18 protein-coding genes are annotated in these 18,518 nt (G+C 66.0%); 14 read left to right on the top strand and 4 right to left on the bottom strand.

Annotated features, from left to right (window positions below; genetic code table 11):
• Nucleotides 1-10: 10 nt before the first annotated feature.
• Nucleotides 11-1,228, bottom strand: coding sequence for an acyl-CoA dehydrogenase family protein (locus ACWDPV_RS02515; protein WP_348806604.1), 1,218 nt, complete (start codon nt 1,226-1,228; stop codon nt 11-13).
• Nucleotides 1,229-1,357: 129 nt separating this feature from the next.
• On the opposite strand from ACWDPV_RS02515, the gene ACWDPV_RS02510 reads away from it, so the two are divergent.
• From ACWDPV_RS02510 to ACWDPV_RS02445, 14 genes are all read left to right on the top strand, one after another.
• Nucleotides 1,358-1,549, top strand: a complete 192-nt coding sequence (locus ACWDPV_RS02510; RefSeq protein ID WP_348806605.1) for a ferredoxin — start codon at nt 1,358-1,360, stop codon at nt 1,547-1,549.
• 100 nt (nt 1,550-1,649) lie between these two features.
• Entirely contained in the window at nt 1,650-2,540 is an 891-nt protein-coding gene (locus ACWDPV_RS02505; protein WP_449741630.1) for a 3-oxoacyl-ACP reductase, read from the top strand.
• Between the two features lie 81 nt (nt 2,541-2,621).
• On the top strand, nt 2,622-3,386 hold the full coding sequence (locus ACWDPV_RS02500) for an MlaE family ABC transporter permease (RefSeq protein ID WP_348806607.1): 765 nt from the start codon (nt 2,622-2,624) through the stop codon (nt 3,384-3,386).
• 4 nt (nt 3,387-3,390) lie between these two features.
• Entirely contained in the window at nt 3,391-4,242 is an 852-nt protein-coding gene (locus ACWDPV_RS02495) for an MlaE family ABC transporter permease (protein WP_348806608.1), read from the top strand.
• 3 nt (nt 4,243-4,245) lie between these two features.
• A complete protein-coding gene (locus ACWDPV_RS02490) occupies nt 4,246-5,427 on the top strand; it encodes an MCE family protein (protein ID WP_348806609.1) in 1,182 nt (393 codons plus the stop codon).
• Complete coding sequence (locus ACWDPV_RS02485; RefSeq protein WP_348806610.1) at nt 5,420-6,481, top strand: MCE family protein; 1,062 nt, start codon at nt 5,420-5,422, stop codon at nt 6,479-6,481. Before ACWDPV_RS02490 ends, ACWDPV_RS02485 begins: the two co-directional genes overlap by 8 nt.
• Nucleotides 6,478-7,716, top strand: a complete 1,239-nt coding sequence (locus ACWDPV_RS02480; protein WP_348806611.1) for an MCE family protein — start codon at nt 6,478-6,480, stop codon at nt 7,714-7,716. The genes ACWDPV_RS02485 and ACWDPV_RS02480 overlap by 4 nt, the downstream gene beginning before the upstream one ends.
• Nucleotide 7,717: 1 nt before the next feature.
• Nucleotides 7,718-8,989 carry an MCE family protein gene (locus ACWDPV_RS02475; RefSeq protein WP_348806612.1) on the top strand — a complete coding sequence of 424 codons (1,272 nt, stop codon included), beginning with the start codon at nt 7,718-7,720 and terminating at the stop codon, nt 8,987-8,989.
• The gene (locus tag ACWDPV_RS02470) at nt 8,989-10,257 is read left to right on the top strand and encodes an MlaD family protein (protein ID WP_449741629.1); all 1,269 of its coding nucleotides are present in this window, start codon (nt 8,989-8,991) and stop codon (nt 10,255-10,257) included. The genes ACWDPV_RS02475 and ACWDPV_RS02470 overlap by 1 nt, the downstream gene beginning before the upstream one ends.
• Nucleotides 10,257-11,735, top strand: coding sequence for an MCE family protein (locus tag ACWDPV_RS02465; protein ID WP_449741628.1), 1,479 nt, complete (start codon nt 10,257-10,259; stop codon nt 11,733-11,735). The genes ACWDPV_RS02470 and ACWDPV_RS02465 overlap by 1 nt, the downstream gene beginning before the upstream one ends.
• Nucleotides 11,732-12,664 (top strand): hypothetical protein, encoded by a 933-nt coding sequence (locus tag ACWDPV_RS02460; RefSeq protein WP_449741627.1) that lies wholly within the window; start codon nt 11,732-11,734, stop codon nt 12,662-12,664. Before ACWDPV_RS02465 ends, ACWDPV_RS02460 begins: the two co-directional genes overlap by 4 nt.
• Nucleotides 12,661-13,341, top strand: a complete 681-nt coding sequence (locus tag ACWDPV_RS02455; RefSeq protein WP_449741626.1) for a hypothetical protein — start codon at nt 12,661-12,663, stop codon at nt 13,339-13,341. Before ACWDPV_RS02460 ends, ACWDPV_RS02455 begins: the two co-directional genes overlap by 4 nt.
• Before the next feature lie 228 nt (nt 13,342-13,569).
• Nucleotides 13,570-14,547, top strand: coding sequence for an isopenicillin N synthase family dioxygenase (locus ACWDPV_RS02450; RefSeq protein WP_449741625.1), 978 nt, complete (start codon nt 13,570-13,572; stop codon nt 14,545-14,547).
• Nucleotides 14,544-15,860, top strand: a complete 1,317-nt coding sequence (locus ACWDPV_RS02445) for an amidohydrolase family protein (protein ID WP_449741624.1) — start codon at nt 14,544-14,546, stop codon at nt 15,858-15,860. Before ACWDPV_RS02450 ends, ACWDPV_RS02445 begins: the two co-directional genes overlap by 4 nt.
• Nucleotides 15,861-15,917: 57 nt before the next feature.
• Here ACWDPV_RS02445 and ACWDPV_RS02440 read toward each other — a convergent pair whose 3' ends face one another.
• The 3 genes from ACWDPV_RS02440 to mhuD all read right to left on the bottom strand — a co-directional run bounded on the left by ACWDPV_RS02440 (nt 15,918) and on the right by mhuD (nt 18,490).
• Complete coding sequence (locus ACWDPV_RS02440) at nt 15,918-17,405, bottom strand: aldehyde dehydrogenase (protein ID WP_449741623.1); 1,488 nt, start codon at nt 17,403-17,405, stop codon at nt 15,918-15,920.
• Nucleotides 17,406-17,531: 126 nt separating this feature from the next.
• Nucleotides 17,532-18,167 carry an LON peptidase substrate-binding domain-containing protein gene (locus ACWDPV_RS02435; RefSeq protein ID WP_449741622.1) on the bottom strand — a complete coding sequence of 212 codons (636 nt, stop codon included), beginning with the start codon at nt 18,165-18,167 and terminating at the stop codon, nt 17,532-17,534.
• A 14-nt stretch (nt 18,168-18,181) separates the two neighbouring features.
• Nucleotides 18,182-18,490, bottom strand: a complete 309-nt coding sequence (gene mhuD, locus ACWDPV_RS02430; protein WP_348806621.1) for a mycobilin-forming heme oxygenase MhuD — start codon at nt 18,488-18,490, stop codon at nt 18,182-18,184.
• Nucleotides 18,491-18,518: the final 28 nt, after the last annotated feature.

Below are 18,518 nucleotides of genomic sequence, written 5' to 3'. Positions count from 1 at the left end.
AGGGGTTGTCTCAGCGTCGCTGATGCGGTAGCCCGAGCGCGGCCATCGCGATGATGTCGCGCTGCACCTCATTGGTGCCGCCGCCGAACGTGAGGATCAGCGAGGTGCGCTGGAATCGCTCGACCCGGCCGAGTAGCCGGGCATGGGAACTGTCCGCGCGGATGGTGGCGGCCGGACCGATCACCTCCATGAGCAAACGGTATGCCTCGGTGGCGAATTCGGTGCCGAAGACCTTGGTCGCCGAGGCATCCGCGGGGCTCGGTGCGCCCCCGGAACTGGCCGCGGACGCGATCTTCCAGTTGATCAACTTCAGGAACTCGACCTTCGCGTGCACCCGTGCGAGGTTCTGCCGCACCCAGTCGGTGTCGATCACCCGGCTGCCGTCGCCGGTCTTGGTCTGCTGCGCCCATGCCACGGTCTCGCGCAACGCGGTCTGAATCGGTGCGGCACTACAGAGGGCGACGCGTTCGTTGTTGAGCTGATTGGTCACCAGCGACCAGCCGCGTCCCTCGTCGCCGACCCGCGCGGTGACCGGCACCCGCACGTCGGAATAGTAGGTGGCGCTCGTGTCGACGCCGGACATGGTGTGCACCGGAGTCCAACTGAAACCCTCCGCGTCCGCGGGGACGATGAGCACCGAGATCCCGTGATGCCGCTTGAGTCCGCGGGCGCGACCCTCCTCGGTGAGCACGTCCGGATCGGTGCGGCACGCCAGCCAGATGTAATCGGCATAGGCGACCAGCGAGGTCCACATCTTCTGACCGTTGACCACGTAGTCGTCACCGTCGCGGACTGCGGTGGTGCGCAGCCCCGCCAGATCGGTGCCCGCGCCGGGTTCGGAGTAACCGATCGAGAAGTGCAGGTCGCCCGCGGCGATCTTCGGCAGGAAGAACGACTTCTGCTCATCGGTGCCGTAATGCATGATCGTCGGCGCCACCGAGTTGATAGTCAGGAACGGCACCGGCGCACCCGCGATCGCGGCCTCGTCGGTGAAGATCAGCTGATCCATCATCGAGCGGTTCTGGCCGCCGAACTCCTCCGGCCATCCCAGTGCCAGCCAGCCGTCGGTGCCCATCTGACGTACGACGTCACGGTAGGCATCACCCTCGCCGAGTTCGCCGTCACCGCCGGACAACGCGGCCCGACGTTCCTCGGTCATCAGGCCGGCGAAGTAGGCGCGCAGTTCGCGTCTTAGGTCTGCCTGTGCGTCGGTGTAGGCGATGCGCATGGAATGCTCCTTCATCGGTGGCGCCGATAGTCGGCGAATGCAACGGCACTCGCCAATATCTGAAACACGTTCTAACCTGTTTGACGAAGCCCGTCAACCAGCGGGCGCATGCAAAAGGAGTGTCAGGCGATGAAGATCAAGGCCGATTTCGACCTCTGCGAGTCCAACGCCATCTGCGTGGGGATGGCACCCGACATATTCGACCTCGATGATGACGATTACCTGGTCATTCTCTCCGACGAGGTCCCCGAGGGCAGGGAAGAGGAGCTCCGTCAGGTGGTGGCGAGCTGCCCCAAATCCGCGCTCTCAATCGAGGAGTGAGTTTCTGACGAAACCGCCCCGGAGGTACGGCCGCACCGACTAACCTGTTAGAACAGGTTCTAGTTTCTGTTCGCCGGTGTGTGTCAAGGGGAGGTCTCGCGTGACTGGATCGTTGGAGGGCAAGGTTGCCGTCGTTACCGGCGCAGGAGCCGGATTGGGCCGGGCCGAGGCCCTGGGACTGGCGGCACAGGGAGCGACCGTCGTCGTGAACGACCTCGCCTCGGCACTCGACGCCAGCGACGTCATCGACACGATCACCGCATCGGGCGGCACCGCGATCCCGGTGGCCGGCGACATCTCCGACTCGGCGACCGCCGCCGAGATCATGCGCACCGCCACCGAAGAGCACGGCGGCCTGCACGTGGTGATGAGCAACGCCGGAGTCGTCCGCGACAAGATGCTGTTCAACATGAGCGACGACGACTGGGATCTCGTCATCCGCGTGCACCTGCGCGGGCATTTCCTGCTCAACCGCAACGCGGCCGCCTACTGGCGCGCCCAATCCAAGGCCGCCGGCGCGCCCGTGTACGGCCGCCTCATCAACACCGCGTCGGAGGCCGGGCTCCTCGGCCCCGAGGGCCAGGCCAACTACGGTGCCGCGAAGGCCGGCATCACCGCGCTGACGCTGTCTGCGTCGCGCGCGCTCGTACGCTACGGCGTCCGCGCCAACGCGATCTGTCCGCGCGCCCGGACCGCGATGACGGCGGCGGTGTTCGGGGAGGCGCCCACCGACGGTATCGACCCACTCGACCCCGAGCACGTCGTCCGGCTTGTGCAATTCCTTGCCGGAGCGGATTCCGATTCGGTCACCGGCCAGGTCTTCGTCGTGTACGGTCCTCGGGTCATGGTGATGGCCGCACCGAGCGTGGACCATGTGTTCGTCGCAGACGGGGATGCCTGGGACGCCCACGATCTCGCGAAGACCCTGGGGTCCTACTTCGCCGACCGCGACCCGCGCCGAACCTTCTCGGCGAGCGGACTGATGGGGTGAGAGAATCCAGTGGGTCGATCGTCCCACTGGCGCGGTCTTCAATGGTAGCTTTTGTGTGCTGTACGAGTCGTGAGGAGTGCTGTGCTGAACAAGCTGGCCGGACCCCTCGACGGAGTGGGTGACTTCGTCGCACTCGGCGTCGACTCGACGCGCGAGTTGTTCCGCCGCCCGTTCCAGTGGCGTGAAACGGTCGAGCAATCCTGGGCCATCGCACGCGTGTCGATGGTGCCCACTGTTCTCGTCGCCATCCCCTTCACCGTGCTCGTCAGCTTCACCCTCAACATCCTGCTGCGTGAGATCGGTGCGCAGGACCTGTCGGGTGCCGGTGCCGCGCTCGGCACGATCACCCAGATCGGTCCGATCGTCACCGTGCTGATCGTCGCCGGCGCCGGCGCCACCGCCATCTGTGCCGATCTCGGCGCCCGCACCATCCGCGAGGAGATCGACGCGATGAAGGTGCTCGGCATCAACCCGACCCACCGACTCGTCGTCCCCCGGATCATCGCGTCCACCGGGGTGGCGCTGCTGCTCAACAGCCTGGTCTGCACCATCGGCATCGGCGGCGGATTCGTCTTCTCGGTCTATCTGCAGGACGTCAACCCGGGTGCGTTCATCGCGAATCTGACCCTGCTCACCGGGTTCGGCGAGTTGATGATCTCGATGGTCAAGGCCGCCCTGTTCGGACTGTTCGCCGGTATGGTCGGCTGCTATCAGGGCCTCAACGTCAAGGGCGGCGCCAAGGGTGTCGGCGACGCCGTCAACGAGACCGTCGTCTACTCCTTCATGGCGCTGTTCGTGGTGAACGTGGTGGTCACCGCGGTCGGTCTCAAGGCGACGGCGGGCTGAATCGATGGTCCTTCCGTTCACCACCCGGCTGCGCACCGCGCGCGTCGCGGTCAAACGCGCCGGTGAGGACTGGAACCAGATCGGCGATCAGGCGCTGTTCTACTGGGACAGCATCGTCTCCATACCGCGTGCGGTCCGCCTCTACAAGAAGGAAACCCTGCGGCTGATCGCCGAGATCTCCATGGGCACAGGCGCTTTGGCGATGATCGGCGGCACCGTCGTGGTCGTCGGGTTCCTCACCCTGTTCACCGGCGGAACCATCGCGGTGCAGGGCTACAGTTCGCTGGCCAACATCGGTGTCGAAGCGCTCACCGGCTTCTTCTCCGCCTTCATCAACGTCCGCATCGCGGTCCCGGTGATCTCCGGTATCGCACTCGCCGCGACGATCGGTGCCGGGGCGACAGCACAATTGGGTGCGATGCGGGTCAGCGAGGAGATCGACGCGCTGGAGACGATGGCCATCGCCTCGATCCCGTTCCTGGTGAGCACCCGCATCGTCGCCGGGATGATCGCGATCATCCCGCTGTACTCGCTGGCCTCCCTGGCGTCATTTCTGGCCAGCCGGTTCGCCACCGTCGTCCTCTACGGGCAGTCCCCGGGCGTCTACGACCACTACTTCGACACCTTCCTGATCCCCTCGGACATCCTCTGGTCGTTCGTGCAGGCCATCTGCATGGCCATCGCGGTCATGCTCATCCACACCTATTACGGCTACAACGCCACCGGTGGTCCGGTCGGCGTGGGCGTCGCGGTCGGCAACGCGGTCCGTGCGTCGCTGGTCGTCGTCGTCATCATCACCCTGCTCACCTCGCTGGCCATCTACGGCTCCGACGGCAAGTTCAATCTGGCGGGCTGAGCGATGGCGAAACGACAACAACGCAGCAACACCACGCGCAAGATCGCGGCGGTCATCATGGTCGGCGCCCTCATCGCGATCATCGCAGCGGCATCGGGATCCTTCCTGGGCTGGTTCGCCTCCACCGAAACCGTCACCCTGCAGGCACCACGCGCCGGGCTGGTGATGAGCCCCGATGCCAAGGTGCGCCTACGTGGAGTGCAGGTCGGCAGCGTGAAATCGATTACCGAACAGGGCGATCAGGCGGTGCTCGTCCTCGATATCAACTCCGATCAGATGTCGCAGATCCCCGGCAACGTGACCGCGGCCATCAAGTCGAACACGGTGTTCGGCGCCAAGTCGGTCTACTTCGAGGTGCCGCAGTCGGGGGCGGAAGGCCGGCTGCAACCCGGCCAGGTTCTCGACGCCGATCACGTCGTCGTCGAACTCAACACCGTCTACGAGCAACTCGTCACGGTGCTCGCCGATCTGCAACCGGAGAAGCTCAATGCCACCGTCGGTGCGGTCAACACCGCGCTCACCGGGCGCGGTGAGGCGATCGGCAACGCGCTGGCGCAGTTGTCGGATCTGCTGGGCAAGACCAATCCGCATCTGCCTGAGCTGAATGAGCTGATCCGGCAGACCGCGACCGTCACGAACGTCTACGGCGACGTGATGGGTGATCTGATGCGCACCGTCGACAACGCGGTGTACACCGGAAACACGTTGCGCGCCAACGCTTCCAACTTCGATTCGCTGTTGATCAACGTCACCGGGATGGCCGACACCATCAACGACGACGTGCTGGTGCCGTCGAAGAACGACCTGATGGCGACGCTGACGCAGTTCTCCCCGGTATCCCAACTGCTGGGGTATCAGTCACCGGGCATCTCCTGCTTCCTGCGGACCGCTGCGACCGCCGCGGACATGGCCAAACCGTTGATGGGCGGCAACAACGGCATGCTTCAGCTGTACGCGGGTCTGCTGCCCGGCAAGGAGCCCTACACCTACCCCGAAAGCCTGCCGGAGGTCGGAGCGGCCGCACCACCCACGTGCGCAGGCGGATTGAGCGATCCCAACACCACCGTGCACACCGACTTCTACGTCACCGACAACGCGCCGGTCCCGTATCAGCCGCGGACGACACCAAAGGTCAACCGGCAGAAGCTGTTCAACCTGCTGTTCGGGGAGCCGGCACTTGGATAACCGCGCCCGCGCCTTCCGCGCGACCCTCATCAAACTCGGTGCGTTCGCCATCGTGATGGTCCTGGTCTTCATCGGGCTGGTCGTCGTCTTCAGCAACTACCGACCCGGCAGCTCGGATGACTACAAGGCCCTGTTCACCAGCGCCTCGCAGATCAAACCCGGCAGCAAGGTCAAGATCGCCGGCGTGGAGGTGGGCACCGTCGATGACGTGTCACTCACCCCCGACAACGAGGCGCAGGTGAGCTTCAGCGTCGACGACAAGTACACCGTCCCGACGTCGGTGCGGGCACTGATCCGATATCAGAACCTCACCGGGGATCGGTACCTGGAACTGCAGCAGGGACCCGGCGATCCCGACGACCGATTGTCTTCCGGCGTCACCATTCCCGTCTCGCAGACCGAGCCCGCCCTCGATCTGGACAAACTGCTCGGCGGGTTCAAACCACTGTTCCGGACGCTGGACGCCAACGAGGTCAACGACCTGTCGACCTCGCTCGTCGCGGTCTTCCAGGGGCAGGGCCCGGCGCTGAACAAACTCCTCGCCGACACCGCGTCGTTCACCAATCAGCTCGGTGACCGCGACGAACTGATCGGCAGCGTCATCGACAACCTCAACGACGTGCTCGGCACCCTCGACGGGGATCGGCGCGGACTCGACACCAGCCTCGATCAGCTGCAGATGCTGATCACCGGGCTGTCGGCGCAACGTGGCACCATCGGCAACGCGATCACCCAGACCGCGCAGGTCACCGATTCGCTGACCGACGTCTTGGCGGCGACCCGCCCCGGACTACATCAGACGCTGACCAGCATCGGCACCGCGTCGGGCACGCTGTTGCAGGCCGAGCCGTACCTGCGGTCGCTGCTGCCCCGGTTGCCCACCGACTACAAGATGCTTGCCGACCTCGGCAGCTACGGTGCCTGGCTGCAGATCTATTTCTGCCGGATCCGGTTGTTGCTCAGCGGACCCGACGGCAAGCAGTACTTCTTCACCTCCAACGACGTCATGGGCGACACCACCAAGGCCGGGGGGAGGTGTGCGACGCAATCATGAGTGGATCATTCGGAAACCTCTTCCGCAGCAACCGCTCCGAGTCGGACTCGGCGGATGTGGCACGCGAGAACAAGCGTGGTGGGCGCACCCGCCGGCAGATCGGCGTCATCGGCGTCGTGGTCACCGCGATGGTGGTCGTCGTCGCGCTGCAGATGGACAAGCTGCCGCTCATCTCCCCGATCAGCACCTACACCGCCTACTTCGACGACGCCGGCGGTCTGGTGACCGGTGACGTGGTGATCGTCGCCGGCGTGACCGTCGGCACCGTGGAGGGCATCGAACTGGCCGATACCGACGACGGCACCAAGGCGGCGGTGAGCTTCCGGATGAACGACACCGTGTCGATGGGCACCGACACGCAGGCGGCGATCAAGACCGAGACCGTCCTCGGGCGTCGCAACCTGACCGTGATCCCGCACGGGCCGGGACGGATCGCACCGGGCGGCGAGATCGCCTACCGCAACACGGTCGCCCCATACTCGCTGACCGACGCGCTCGACGACGCGACGTCCACGCTTGCCGAGACCGACACCACCAAGCTCAACAAGGCCCTCGACACCCTGTCGGTGACCTTCTCGGCCACCCCCGATCAGGTGCAGGGCGCCGTCGACGGCGTCGCGAAACTGTCCAAGGCCGTCGCCGACCGCGACAACGCCCTGCGCGCCCTGTTGGCCAAGGCCAACGGGGTCAGCGAGATCCTCGGCGCCCGCAACCAGCAGATCAACCAGCTGCTCGTCGACGCCAACCTGCTGCTCGGCGAACTGCAGTTCCGGCGTGCGGCCATCGCCCAGCTCATCACCGGGACACGCGATGTGGCCGCTCAGATCAGTGGGTTCATCAACGACAACAATGCCGAACTCGCCCCGGCGCTCGACAAGTTCAACTCGGTCCTCGATATCCTCAACGACAACGAGGAGAACCTGAAGAACACGGTGGATCGCCTGGGGCCCTTCGCCAACGCGCTCGGCGAATCGGTCGCCAACGGCCCCAACTTCGATTCTCTCGTCGGCGTCAGCACCTTCGGCGACTACACGGCGACCTTCATGAAGGTGCTCCAGCAGAAGTATCCGGAAGTCGCTCAGGCGTTTGCCTATTCGGGATTCCCGTTGCTGCCCAACGCGTGGAGTCAGGCGCCGGGTGCCGGCTCTCGCCCCGCCCCGGCGCCGGCGCCGAGCCCGACGATTCCCACGCCCCCGCCGGCGACCCCGAATACAACGCCAAGGTCAGGTGGTTGAGATGACCAGACGATTCGGGATGGGGAAGCGGTTCTGGCAGGTCGCCGCGCTCGTGGTGCTGCTCGCACTGCTCGCGACGGCCGCCTACATCGGCTTTCACCGCGCCACCACCAAACGGTTCACCGCCTACTTCGCCACCACCACCGGACTGTACGAGGGCGATCCGGTGAAGGTGATCGGCGTCAACGTCGGACGCGTCACCGCCATCACGCCGCGCACCGGGGATGTGAAGGTGGACATGGAGATCGACCGGGACGTCGACGTGCCCGCCGACGTCAAGGCGGTGGTGGTCGCCCAGAGCCTGGTGTCCGGTCGCTTCGTCCAACTCTCACCGGTGTACTCCGGTGGTCCGCAACTGTCCGACGGCGCCGACATCACCATGGATCACACCGCCGTCCCGATGGAATGGGATCAGGTCAAGGCGCAACTGCAGCGCCTCACCGAGGCCGTCGGGCCGCAGGGTGCCGACCCGGGTACCGCCGCCCGCGCCATCGACGTTGCCGGCCAGAACCTCGAGGGCAACGGGGAATCCATCAACACCTCCATCACCGAACTGTCGGATGTGATGGGCACCTTGGCTTCCGGCCGCGACGACTTGTTCGCCACCATCCGGAATCTGCAGAAGCTGACCGATGCGTTGTCCACCAGCCACGAACAGTTGGTGCAGTTCAACGGTCGCATCGCCTCGGTGACCGACGTCCTCGCCGACAACACCGAATCCCTCGACGGCGCACTGCACAACCTCGATTCGGCGATGACCGACGTGCAGAAGTTCATCGACACCAACCAGTCCGCCATCAACGGCGCCGTGTCGAAACTGGCTCAGACGGCCGGGATTCTGGCCGAGAAGGACGAGCAGATGCGGGGGCTGCTGCATTCGTCGCCCAATCAGCTCGCCAACTTCTACAACATCTACAACCCGCTGACCGGATCGTTGTCGGGCGTCTTCGGACTCGGTATGGGCAACAACCTGATCACCCTGCTGTGCGGCACCATGGAGGCCAACAACCGGCCCGGACAGAGTCAGGTCGACATCGACAAATGCGTCGACACCCTCGCCCCGATCCTGCAGTCGATCGTGGTGGCCTATCCGCCGTTCATGGCCAACCCGGTCAACGGCATCAACGCCACCCCGGACCAGATCACCTATCAGAACACGAGCGTACAGGCGCGTGCGCAACAAGGGATCCGAGACCAGGATGCGGCCACGCGGAAGGCCAACGGCGGTGGGCCGCTTGCCGATCTGCTGGTCCCGTGGGGAGGTGAGGGGTGATGGGTCGCAGGACGTCGCGGATTTCTTCGCGTCGCGGGCGTGGTCTGCGGGCCGCGGTACTCGTCGCCACCTCCGCCGCGCTGGCCTCGGCCTGCGGCTTCGACGGCGTCAACAGCCTGCCGGTGCCCGGCGCGGAGGGCACCGGAGAACACTCGTATCAGATCAGCGCGGTGATCCCCAGCGCCGCCGGACTGGTGAACAACGCGCCGGTCCTCGTCAACGACGCCACGGTCGGCAGTATCGGTGACATCTCGGTGGAGCCCAACTGGAGTGCGAAGGTCGACATCCGGCTCAACCCCGGTGTCAAGGTGCCAAACGGCTCGTACGTGATGGTCGGGATGACCAGCGTGCTCGGCTCCACCCACCTCGAGATCGTCGAACCCGAACAGGCCCAGAACGGCTACCTGCAGGCCGGCGACCAGATACCGCTGCCGAAATGTCCGACGCCGGTCAACATCGCGCAGCCCACCGACGACGCCGTCGCCGATGTGAACTCCGCACAACAGATTCCGGGCTGCAACTACCCGACCACCGAGCAGGTGCTCAGTGCGCTGTCGGTGGTGCTCAACGGTGGTGGCCTCTCGCAGTTCGGTGACATCGTGCACGAGATGAGTCAGATCTTCGACGGGCGCGACGCCCAGATCCGGGCATTGATCCCGCGGCTGACGGTGCTCGTCGGCGATCTGAATCGACAGACCGACAACATCATTCGCGCGACCGAGGGCCTCGACCGGCTCACCACGGTGATAAATCAGCAGACGCCTACGGTGGAGAAGGCACTGCGGGACGGCCCGGAGATCCTGAAGCTGCTCAACGACGAACGCCAGCAGTTCATCTCGGCGCTCGCGTCTGTCGGAAAACTCTCGTCGACCACCAACGACGTCCTCGACGCCAACTCCGAGGACATCAAGACCATCATCGCGAACATGGCCAAGGCGTTCCAGGGTCTCGCCGACGCCGGACCAGGACTTCCCGGGTCGCTGCGAATTCTGCTGACCTTCCCATTCCTCGAGGAGATGATCCCGACCATCGTCAAGGGGGACTACGTCAACTCCGACCTCGTGCTCGACCTCACGGTTCCCAAGTTGCAGCGCAGCATCCTGCGTTCGGTGGGTGTGGTCGGGCCGTCGGGGGTTGCCGGGCAACCGGCCGGCGCCGCCGGACGCGGACTCAACCCGTTCACCTCGCCGCTGCAGTCGGGTGACGAGACCTCTTCGCCGGCAAGCACTCCGGCACCCGCGTCCCCGGCCCCGGCAGGTGGTCGCTGATGAAGATCACCCGCTTCGTCCGGATCCAGTTGATCCTCTTCGCCATCATCACCGTGATCGCGATGGTCGCCATGGCGATCTACTACGTCCGCGTTCCCGCGATGTTCGGCGTCGGGCGTTACACCGTCACCCTGAACATGCCCAACACCGGCGGGCTCTACCAGAACGCCAACGTGAGCTTCCGCGGCGTCAACGTCGGCAAGGTCAGATCGGTCAGCCTCACCGAGGACGGCGTCACCGCGCAACTGGTCATCGAAAATTCGGCCGACATCCCGACGAATGCGGAGGTCACCGTGCGCAGCGTGTCCGCGGTCGGCGAGCAGTATGTGGAATTCACTCCGCCGAGCGGGGATTCGAGTACCGACTTCCTCGCCGACGGTGCGACGGTGTCGGCCAAGGACCAACCGGTGGAGATTTCGGCCGTCCTCGACCAGGCCACCGCGCTGCTCAACAAGGTCGGCGACACCAACCTCCGCTCACTGATCGACGAGGCGTTCACCGCGTTCAACGGAACCGCGGAAGACCTACGGCGGCTGATGGATTCGATGATCCTGCTCGTCGACGACGCCAACAAGAACGCCGACGTCACCATCGACCTGGTACGCCAGGCCGGGCCGCTGATGGCCACGCAGTCGGCGACGGCCGCGCAGATCCGGGCGTGGACCGCCAACGCGGTGAAGGTGACCGACCAACTGCGCGCGAACAATCCGGAGATCACCGACCTGTTGCAGAAGGGCCCGGCGACCGCGGCGTCGGCACAGGAGTTCTTCGCCTCGATGGATCAGTCGTTGCCGCTGCTGCTGGCCAATCTGAACGTGGTGTCTAAGACGACCGCGGTATACCTGCCCAATCTGCAACAGATCCTGGTGATCTATCCGCGGCTGATCAATGCCCTGCTCACCGCGCTGAACGCGGGTGACCCACGGTACGGCCCGAGCGTCGAGTTCTCGCTCGGCTTTCAGGATCCGCCACCGTGCACCATCGGGTATCTGCCGCCGTCGGAATGGCGGTCCCCAGCGGTCCAGACCGCGCGTGACCTGCCGCCCGGCATGCTGTGCCGGGTACCGCAGAACTCACAGATCGCGGTCCGCGGTGCGCGTAACTTCCCGTGCGTCGAGTTCCCCGGGCGGCGGGCGCCCACACCCGCCGAGTGCGCCACCGGCTACAAGCCGCTGAGCAATCGGGTGGTGCCGTTCCCGAACGGCATTCCCGGATTGTTGCCCCGTCCCGCCGGCTACGTGACTCCCGGAACGCCGTCCGATCAGCAGGACGGAACCGCCGTGTACGGCACCACGTACGATCCGGAGTCAGGAGATTTCATCGGCCCCGACGGACGTACCTACAACGCCGGCACCGGGGCGCAGGCAACCGGTACACAGGGCAGCAGCGGGACACAGGGCAGCGGGACGCAGGACAACGAGCAGGGACAGGGCACGTCATGGGAGAGTCTGATCACCGGGGCGGTGACCGACCGGTGACGTCGACGAAGGACGCCGCACCCGAGGGTGCGGCACCGGACGAGGCCGCACGGGTCCCGCCGGTGCCCGTCCGGGCTGCACCGGTCAGATCTGCACCGGTCCGTTCTGCACCACTGCGGCGCCGTAAGTCCGGCAAGAAGAGCGCCCCGGCCGCCACGACGCCGGCCGCCGAGCCCGACGCGGTGCCCGTCGCCGAGCCCGACGCGGATGTCGCGGTCGACGAACCGACCGCGGATGAGTCCGCCGACGTCGAGGCCACCGCACCCGAGAAGGCCACCGTCGATCTGACCAAGCGCGCATGGTCGGCGGACACCACCACCGACCCCGATGACCTGTCGGCCGGGCTCAGCTACCGGGAGCGTCGTCGTCGACGCACCGCCGCCCAGCCCGCCGAACCCGCACCCGTCGCCAAGGTGTCGGCCCTGCGTCGGCGTTCGGACCGCTCGGTTGTCTACCTGGTCGCGATGTCGTTGTCGGTACTGGTCATCGTCGGCTGTCTGGTCGCCTCCGCCGTCTTCACGATCGCCTACGGACGTGTCCAGCATCAACGGGACCTGCGGGCGGAGTACTCGAGTTTCGCCCAGCAGATGACCGTCACCATGACCAGCCTCAATCCCGGCAACGTGGACGCGGCGATGAAGACGATGACCGACCGGACCAGTGGAGCGGCGCAGCAGCGGCTCAAGGACTCGATGGCGCAGGCGGTCTCACTCATCCGGGACCAGAACCTCGATGTGAAGTCGACGGTGATCAGCGACGCCGTCACCAAGGCCACCGACGACGAGGGCACCGTCATCCTGGTGTACGGCTGGCAGATGAAGCCGGAGAATCCGCAGGAGGAGACCATCGTTCAGACCTTCCGGTGGAAGATCGACATCACCCGCATCAACGGTGAGCTGAAGATGACCAGCTTCGAGTGGGTGACATGATGCGCCTTCGGGTTTCGCAGGTCGTCGCCGGCGTCGTCGCGCTGCTCGTCGTCGCATCCGCCGCGCTGGCGGTCACCCTGGGCTACCGGTATCTCGACGCACGCTGGACCGAGGATTCACGTGACGAGTCGCTGGATGCCGCAAAGTCGTACGCCACCACGATGTTCGGCTACGATCCGGGGAATGTTGCCGACCATGTGGCGCGCTCGCAGTCGGTGGTCACCGGGTCGGCGAAGTCCCAGTACGACAAGCTGATCGCCAACCCCATTCCCGGACAGGACATCAACTTCGTCGACGGGGTGAAGCAGCAGCAGGTGGTGTCGCAGGCGGTGATCCAGGACGCCGGCGTCGTCACCAACACCCGGGACACCGCGACGGTGCTGATCTTCATGAATCAGTCGGTCAGTCGTGGCGGCAAGGACCTCATCCGCGTCGATCCGAGCCGTCTCACCTTCAGCATGGTCCGCACCGACGGCCGCTGGCTGATCGACAACATCGACATCATCACCGACGACTCCTTCCGCAGCCGGATCTCGCAGGTGTCGACGCCACCGTCGGGCGCCGTGCCGCTGCCCGCGCCGAGTGCATCGTCGGCGTCGTCGGGTGCCCCGGCGTCGTCGGTTCCGGCGGTCCCCGAATCCGCTGTTCCGGAGGCGTCGACGGCGCCGACGCCCTGACGCCGGTGCTGTTTGCCGGCGCGGGTGCATCGTGGGTCGCGGCCTCGGGTGGCGAGCCGGGTCGTCGCAGGCTAGTCTGTTCCCCACGAGAGCGTATGTAGCAGTCGGCACGAGTCCGGGTGTTCGCGTCCGCCGCGGCCTTTCTCTCAGGTCGCTGCGTTGAAAAGCGCATGTCGCTCTCTTCGCACAAGAGAGATCACCACGATGACGAATACGTCCTCATACGACATGACCGAACTCAATCGCGAAGCCGCGATGGGTGCTCTGGGTACCGAAACCACCGACCGCGAGGTGCGGCGCATCAGCCTCGCCGACTTCGACAATCGGCGTGCACAAATCGCAGACGAACTGTGGTCGGCGGCAACCGATATCGGATTCTTCCAGGTCGTCGATCACGGCATCGACCTGGCGACGGTGCAACACGCCTTCGACATGTCCGAGACGTTCTTCGCGCTGCCCCGCGAGGTCAAGGAGCAGTTCCCGCTGAAGAAGGGCACCAACGCGGGCTGGGAGTTCATGAGCCAGGTCCGGCCGTCGGTCGGGACACCGGACCAGAAGGAGTCCTATCAGGTCACCCTGCCCCGGATGGATGGGCTGTGGCCGTCGGAGGACGAGCTCGCCGGCTTCCGGGCGACGTTGCTCGACTTCGAACACCGCTGCTGGGAACTGGCGATGAACATCCTCGGCTGCTTCGCCGAGAAGCTCGGCTTCGACCGTGACTTCTTCACGCGCGCACACGATCCCGCGTCGTCGACCTATCAGTCGACGCTGCGCCTGCTGCATTACTACGCCTTCCCCGACGAGATGCTCGATCAGGACAACGTGTGGCGCGCCGGTGCACACACCGACTTCGACGCCTTGACGCTGCTGTTCCAGCGCGCTGGTCAGGGAGGGCTGCAGGTGCTGCCGGGCGCCGAGGCGGCCGATCAGGCGTGGACGCCGGTCGAGCCATCCGACGAGGCGATCACCTGCAACATCGGTGACATGCTGATGCGCTGGTCCGATGACCGGCTACCGTCCAACTTCCACCGGGTGTGCGCGCCGCGCCGCGGCGAGTACCAAGGGCCGCGCTACACCATCGCCTACTTCGCGCAGGCCAACACCGACGTGCTGATCGAGAGTGCGGCAGGCAAGTACGAGCCGATCACCGCCGCCGACTACATCGCCGCACGCCTGTCGGCCAACTTCGACAAGAAGAAGCGATGAGCGACACCGTTTTCTCCGACGTCACCGTGTACAGCGGCGGCATGTGGCTGTCGCATCGGGACGTCCGGGCGACCGGCGGTGTGGTGGAGTCGATCGACGAGACCGGTTCCGGTGCAACACCGTCGGACGCGGACATCCGCTCCGGTGGGTATCTGATCCCCGGATTCGTCAACACCCACACGCATCTGCAGCAGTCGTTGATGCGGGGCATCGCAGAATGCACGCCGCTGCTCGAATGGCTGCTCGCCGTCGGCGAGGAGTCGGTGGCGATCACCCCGCAGCGGGCGTACACCGCCGCGGTGGCCGCTTGCCTCGAGGCGCTGCGTTCAGGTACCACCACCGTCGTCGAGCACATGTGGCCGCACCCCGACGACGAGGTGCACGGTGCGATGATCCAGGCGTTGCGTGACACCGGGATTCGCGCGGTGCTCGGACGTGGCGTCGCCGACCGTCCCGATGCCACGCGCAAGTGGGGTTTCGAACCGCGATTGATGCAACCGCTCGATGAGGTGTGCGATCACATCGATCACCTCCGGGACCAGGTGGCCGGTTCACCGATCAGCATGGCGCTCGCAGTGCCGAATCCGCGCTCGCTCACCGAGAACGGGATGACGCACCTACGGGAGTTCGCGCAGGTGCGGGACATGTCGGTGTCGATCCATCTGCTCGAGACCCCCACCGACGACCGGATGTGCCTTGAACACGCCGGCGTCGGCGCCGTCGAATACCTCGACGGCGCAGGCTTTCTATGGGATCGGGTGCTGGCCGTGCACTGTGTGGAACTCGACGACGTGGGGCAGGGGATTCTCGCCGAACGCGGAGTTGCCGTGTCGCACAACCCGTTGTCCAACATGCGTCTCGGAAGCGGGGTGGCCCCGATCCCGCAGATGCTCGACCGCGGGCTCGCGGTGGGACTCGGCGTCGACGGTGCGGTCAGCAACGACACCCAGGACATGCTGGAGACCTTCCGGGTCGCCGCCTACCTGCAGCGTGCCATGCACAAACGCGCCGACCTGCTCGGCTTTGGCGAGATGCTCGACATCGCCTGCGGCGGAGCCAATGTCGCCCTCGGGCTGCCGGAGATCATCGGCGGCGTGAGTGTCGGCGATCCGGCGGATCTGACGCTGATCCGCTTCGACCGCGACTATGCGACGCTGCCGGTCCGTGACCCGGGCGCCTCGGTGCTGACCACCGGATCACCCCGCATCGTCGACACCGTGATGGTCGACGGGCAGGTCGTCGTCGCCGACGGCCGCAGCACGCGCATCGACGAGGGCGAGTTCACCAAAGAGGTTCTGGCACTACAGAAGTAATGTGCCCACTCGACGGGGATGGGCGCCCACTCGACGGAGACGGGCGCCCACTCGACGTCACTGCGGGTCGTAGCCCATCGGCAGCATCGTCGACTTGTGTTCGACGAAGGACTCGAGCCCTTCGGGGCCGCATTCGCGGCCGATGCCGGAGCTCTTGAACCCACCGAACGGTGAACCGGGGTCGATGGCGTAGAAGTTGATGCCGAAGGTGCCGGTGCGGATCTTGCCGGAGATCTCGATGCCGCGTTCCACATCGGAGGTCCACACGGAACCGGCGAGACCGTAGTCGGAGTCGTTGGCGATGGCGATCGCCTCGTCGACGTCGTCGTAGGTGATCACCGACAGCACCGGACCGAAGATCTCCTCCTGCGCGATCACCATGTCATTGGTGACGTCGGTGAAGATGGTCGGGGTGAGGAAGTGGCCAGCGGAAAGTCCCTCGGGCCGCCCGCCTTCCAGGGCTGCGGTGGCTCCGGCCTGCTTGCCGGCGGCGATGTAACCCTCGATCCGCCGTAGTTGCCGATCACTGATCACCGGGCCGAGCTGGACCTCCGGGTCGGTCGGCAGGCCGACCTTCATCGCCTTGGCGGCCTCGACCATCGCGGCGACGATCTCGTCCTTGCGGCTGCGCGGCACCAGCACCCGGGTCTGGGCGACGCAGGCCTGCCCGGTGTTGAACAGTCCGAGGAACACCAGCATGCCGATGTTGGCGGCGACGTCAACGTCGTCGAGGACGATGGCCGCCGACTTGCCGCCCAACTCCAGCGAACACCGTTTGAGTGACTGGGCACAGGCCGCGCCGATCGCCTTGCCCGCGGCGGTCGATCCGGTGAAGGTGATCTTGTCGACCTCGGAGTGGGCGACGAGCGCTTCGCCGGTGGCGGTGCCGCCGGGTACCACCGAGATCACGCCCTCGGGCACGCCGGCCTCGGTGAAGATCTCGGCAATCAGGTTGGCGGTCAACGGGGTTTCCGGTGCGGGCTTGAGCACCACCGAACAGCCGGCGGCCAGAGCGGCGCCGAACTTGTTGCACACCAAGAACAATGGGACATTCCAGGCGGTGATCGCGCCGACCACGCCCACCGGTTCGCGGGTGATGCGGGTGGTGCCGAACATGCCGGTGCGGTACTCCTCCCAGGCGTACTCGCGGGCGGCGTTGGCGTAGGCGCGCAGCACGCCGGTGCCGGGCAGCTTCTGCAGCATGTCCACCGCACTCGGCGGGGCGCCCATCTCCGCCGACACCACCGCACCGATCTCGTCGATGCGGGCGTCGATCAGATCGGCGACCCGATCGAGGACATCGGCGCGTTCGGCAGCCGGTGTCGCCGACCACACGCCGGAGGTGAACGCCTCGCGGGCGGTGCGCACTGCGGTGTCGACGTCGGTCTCGTCGGCCAGCGGGACCGAGCCGATACGTTCGCCGGTGGCGGGGGAGAACACCTCCAGTGTCTCGGTGGAATGCGGGGCGACCCATGTGCCGCCGATGTACAGCGCGCTCTGGTCGGTCCCGATGCCGGTGTGCACGGCCTCGACGGTGTCGGTCATGAAGGTGCTCCTCGCCTAATGCCTGTGTCCGCGTGCACGCGGCGATGCGCGCGGCGGGGTGTGAACTACTCCACAACCAATACTAGAACACGTTCTAATTCGAGTCGACGGGGATGACGAAGTCGCTCACCCGCCGAAACGGATTCGGGCCTCGAGGGTGGTGATGGCGTCGTCGAACACGTGGTGGCGGGCGGGGCCGTCGCCGGCCTCGAGGAGGGCCTGGCGGTCGGCGGCGCCGAAGGGCAGCCGCGCCGCCCAGCCGAAGATGCCGACCTCTTCGAGGTCGGCGGCGTCGAAACGGGGGATGTCGTCACCGACCGGGAGGTCGCGGCGGGCGAAGGAATCCTCGATGAGGGAACGGATGCGTGAGCCGAGTGTTACCAGGGCCGCGGTGGTGGCGTCGTCGGCGGGAGGTTCCGGCAATGGCGTGATGTCGGCGCGCGGGTACGGGTCGTCGGGCAGCCACCGATTCACGCGGAACCGCCAGGTCCCGGTGCAGGACAACAGGGATTGGCCGTCGGGATCGCGGACGACGGTGTCGATGGTCGCGAACGTGCCGATGCCGGTCCGTGTGTCGCCGCCGCCCACCTCGTGGCCGCGTTCGATGAGCACGACACCGAAGCCGTGCGCGTCATCCGGCACCAGAGGCGACGGCGGTGCCTCCGCGGACAGACAGTCGTCGAGCATCTGCCGATAGCGGGGTTCGAAGACCCGCAGAGGTAGACGTTCCCCCGGCAGCAGCGCGCTGCCGAGGGGGAACATCGGGCTGAGGATGCTCAGGAGCTGGGCTTGGCGTCGAGGACGACCTCGAACTCGAGGAGATCCGCGCCGGTGGCGACCGGCTTGGCGCGTTCACCGGCATGGGCCTCGCGGGCAGGTCCGGCGGCCCACGCCTGGAAGTCCTCGTCGGACTCCCACTGCGTCACCACGAAGTACCGGTCGTCGCCCTTGACCGGGCGCAGCAACTGGAATCCGAGGAAACCCTTGGAGCCGTCGACGGAGTGGGCGCGGTGGGCGAAACGCTTCTCGAGTTCTTCGCCGGAGCCTTCGGGGACATGGATTGCGTTGATCTTCACTACTGCCATGCATCAACCCTAATCACCTCCGCGCTGC

It is taken from the genome of Gordonia sp. NPDC003504, assembly GCF_053587995.1.
Note: the sequence above shows the minus strand (reverse complement) of the source record. Positions and strands in the feature narration are given on the sequence as shown.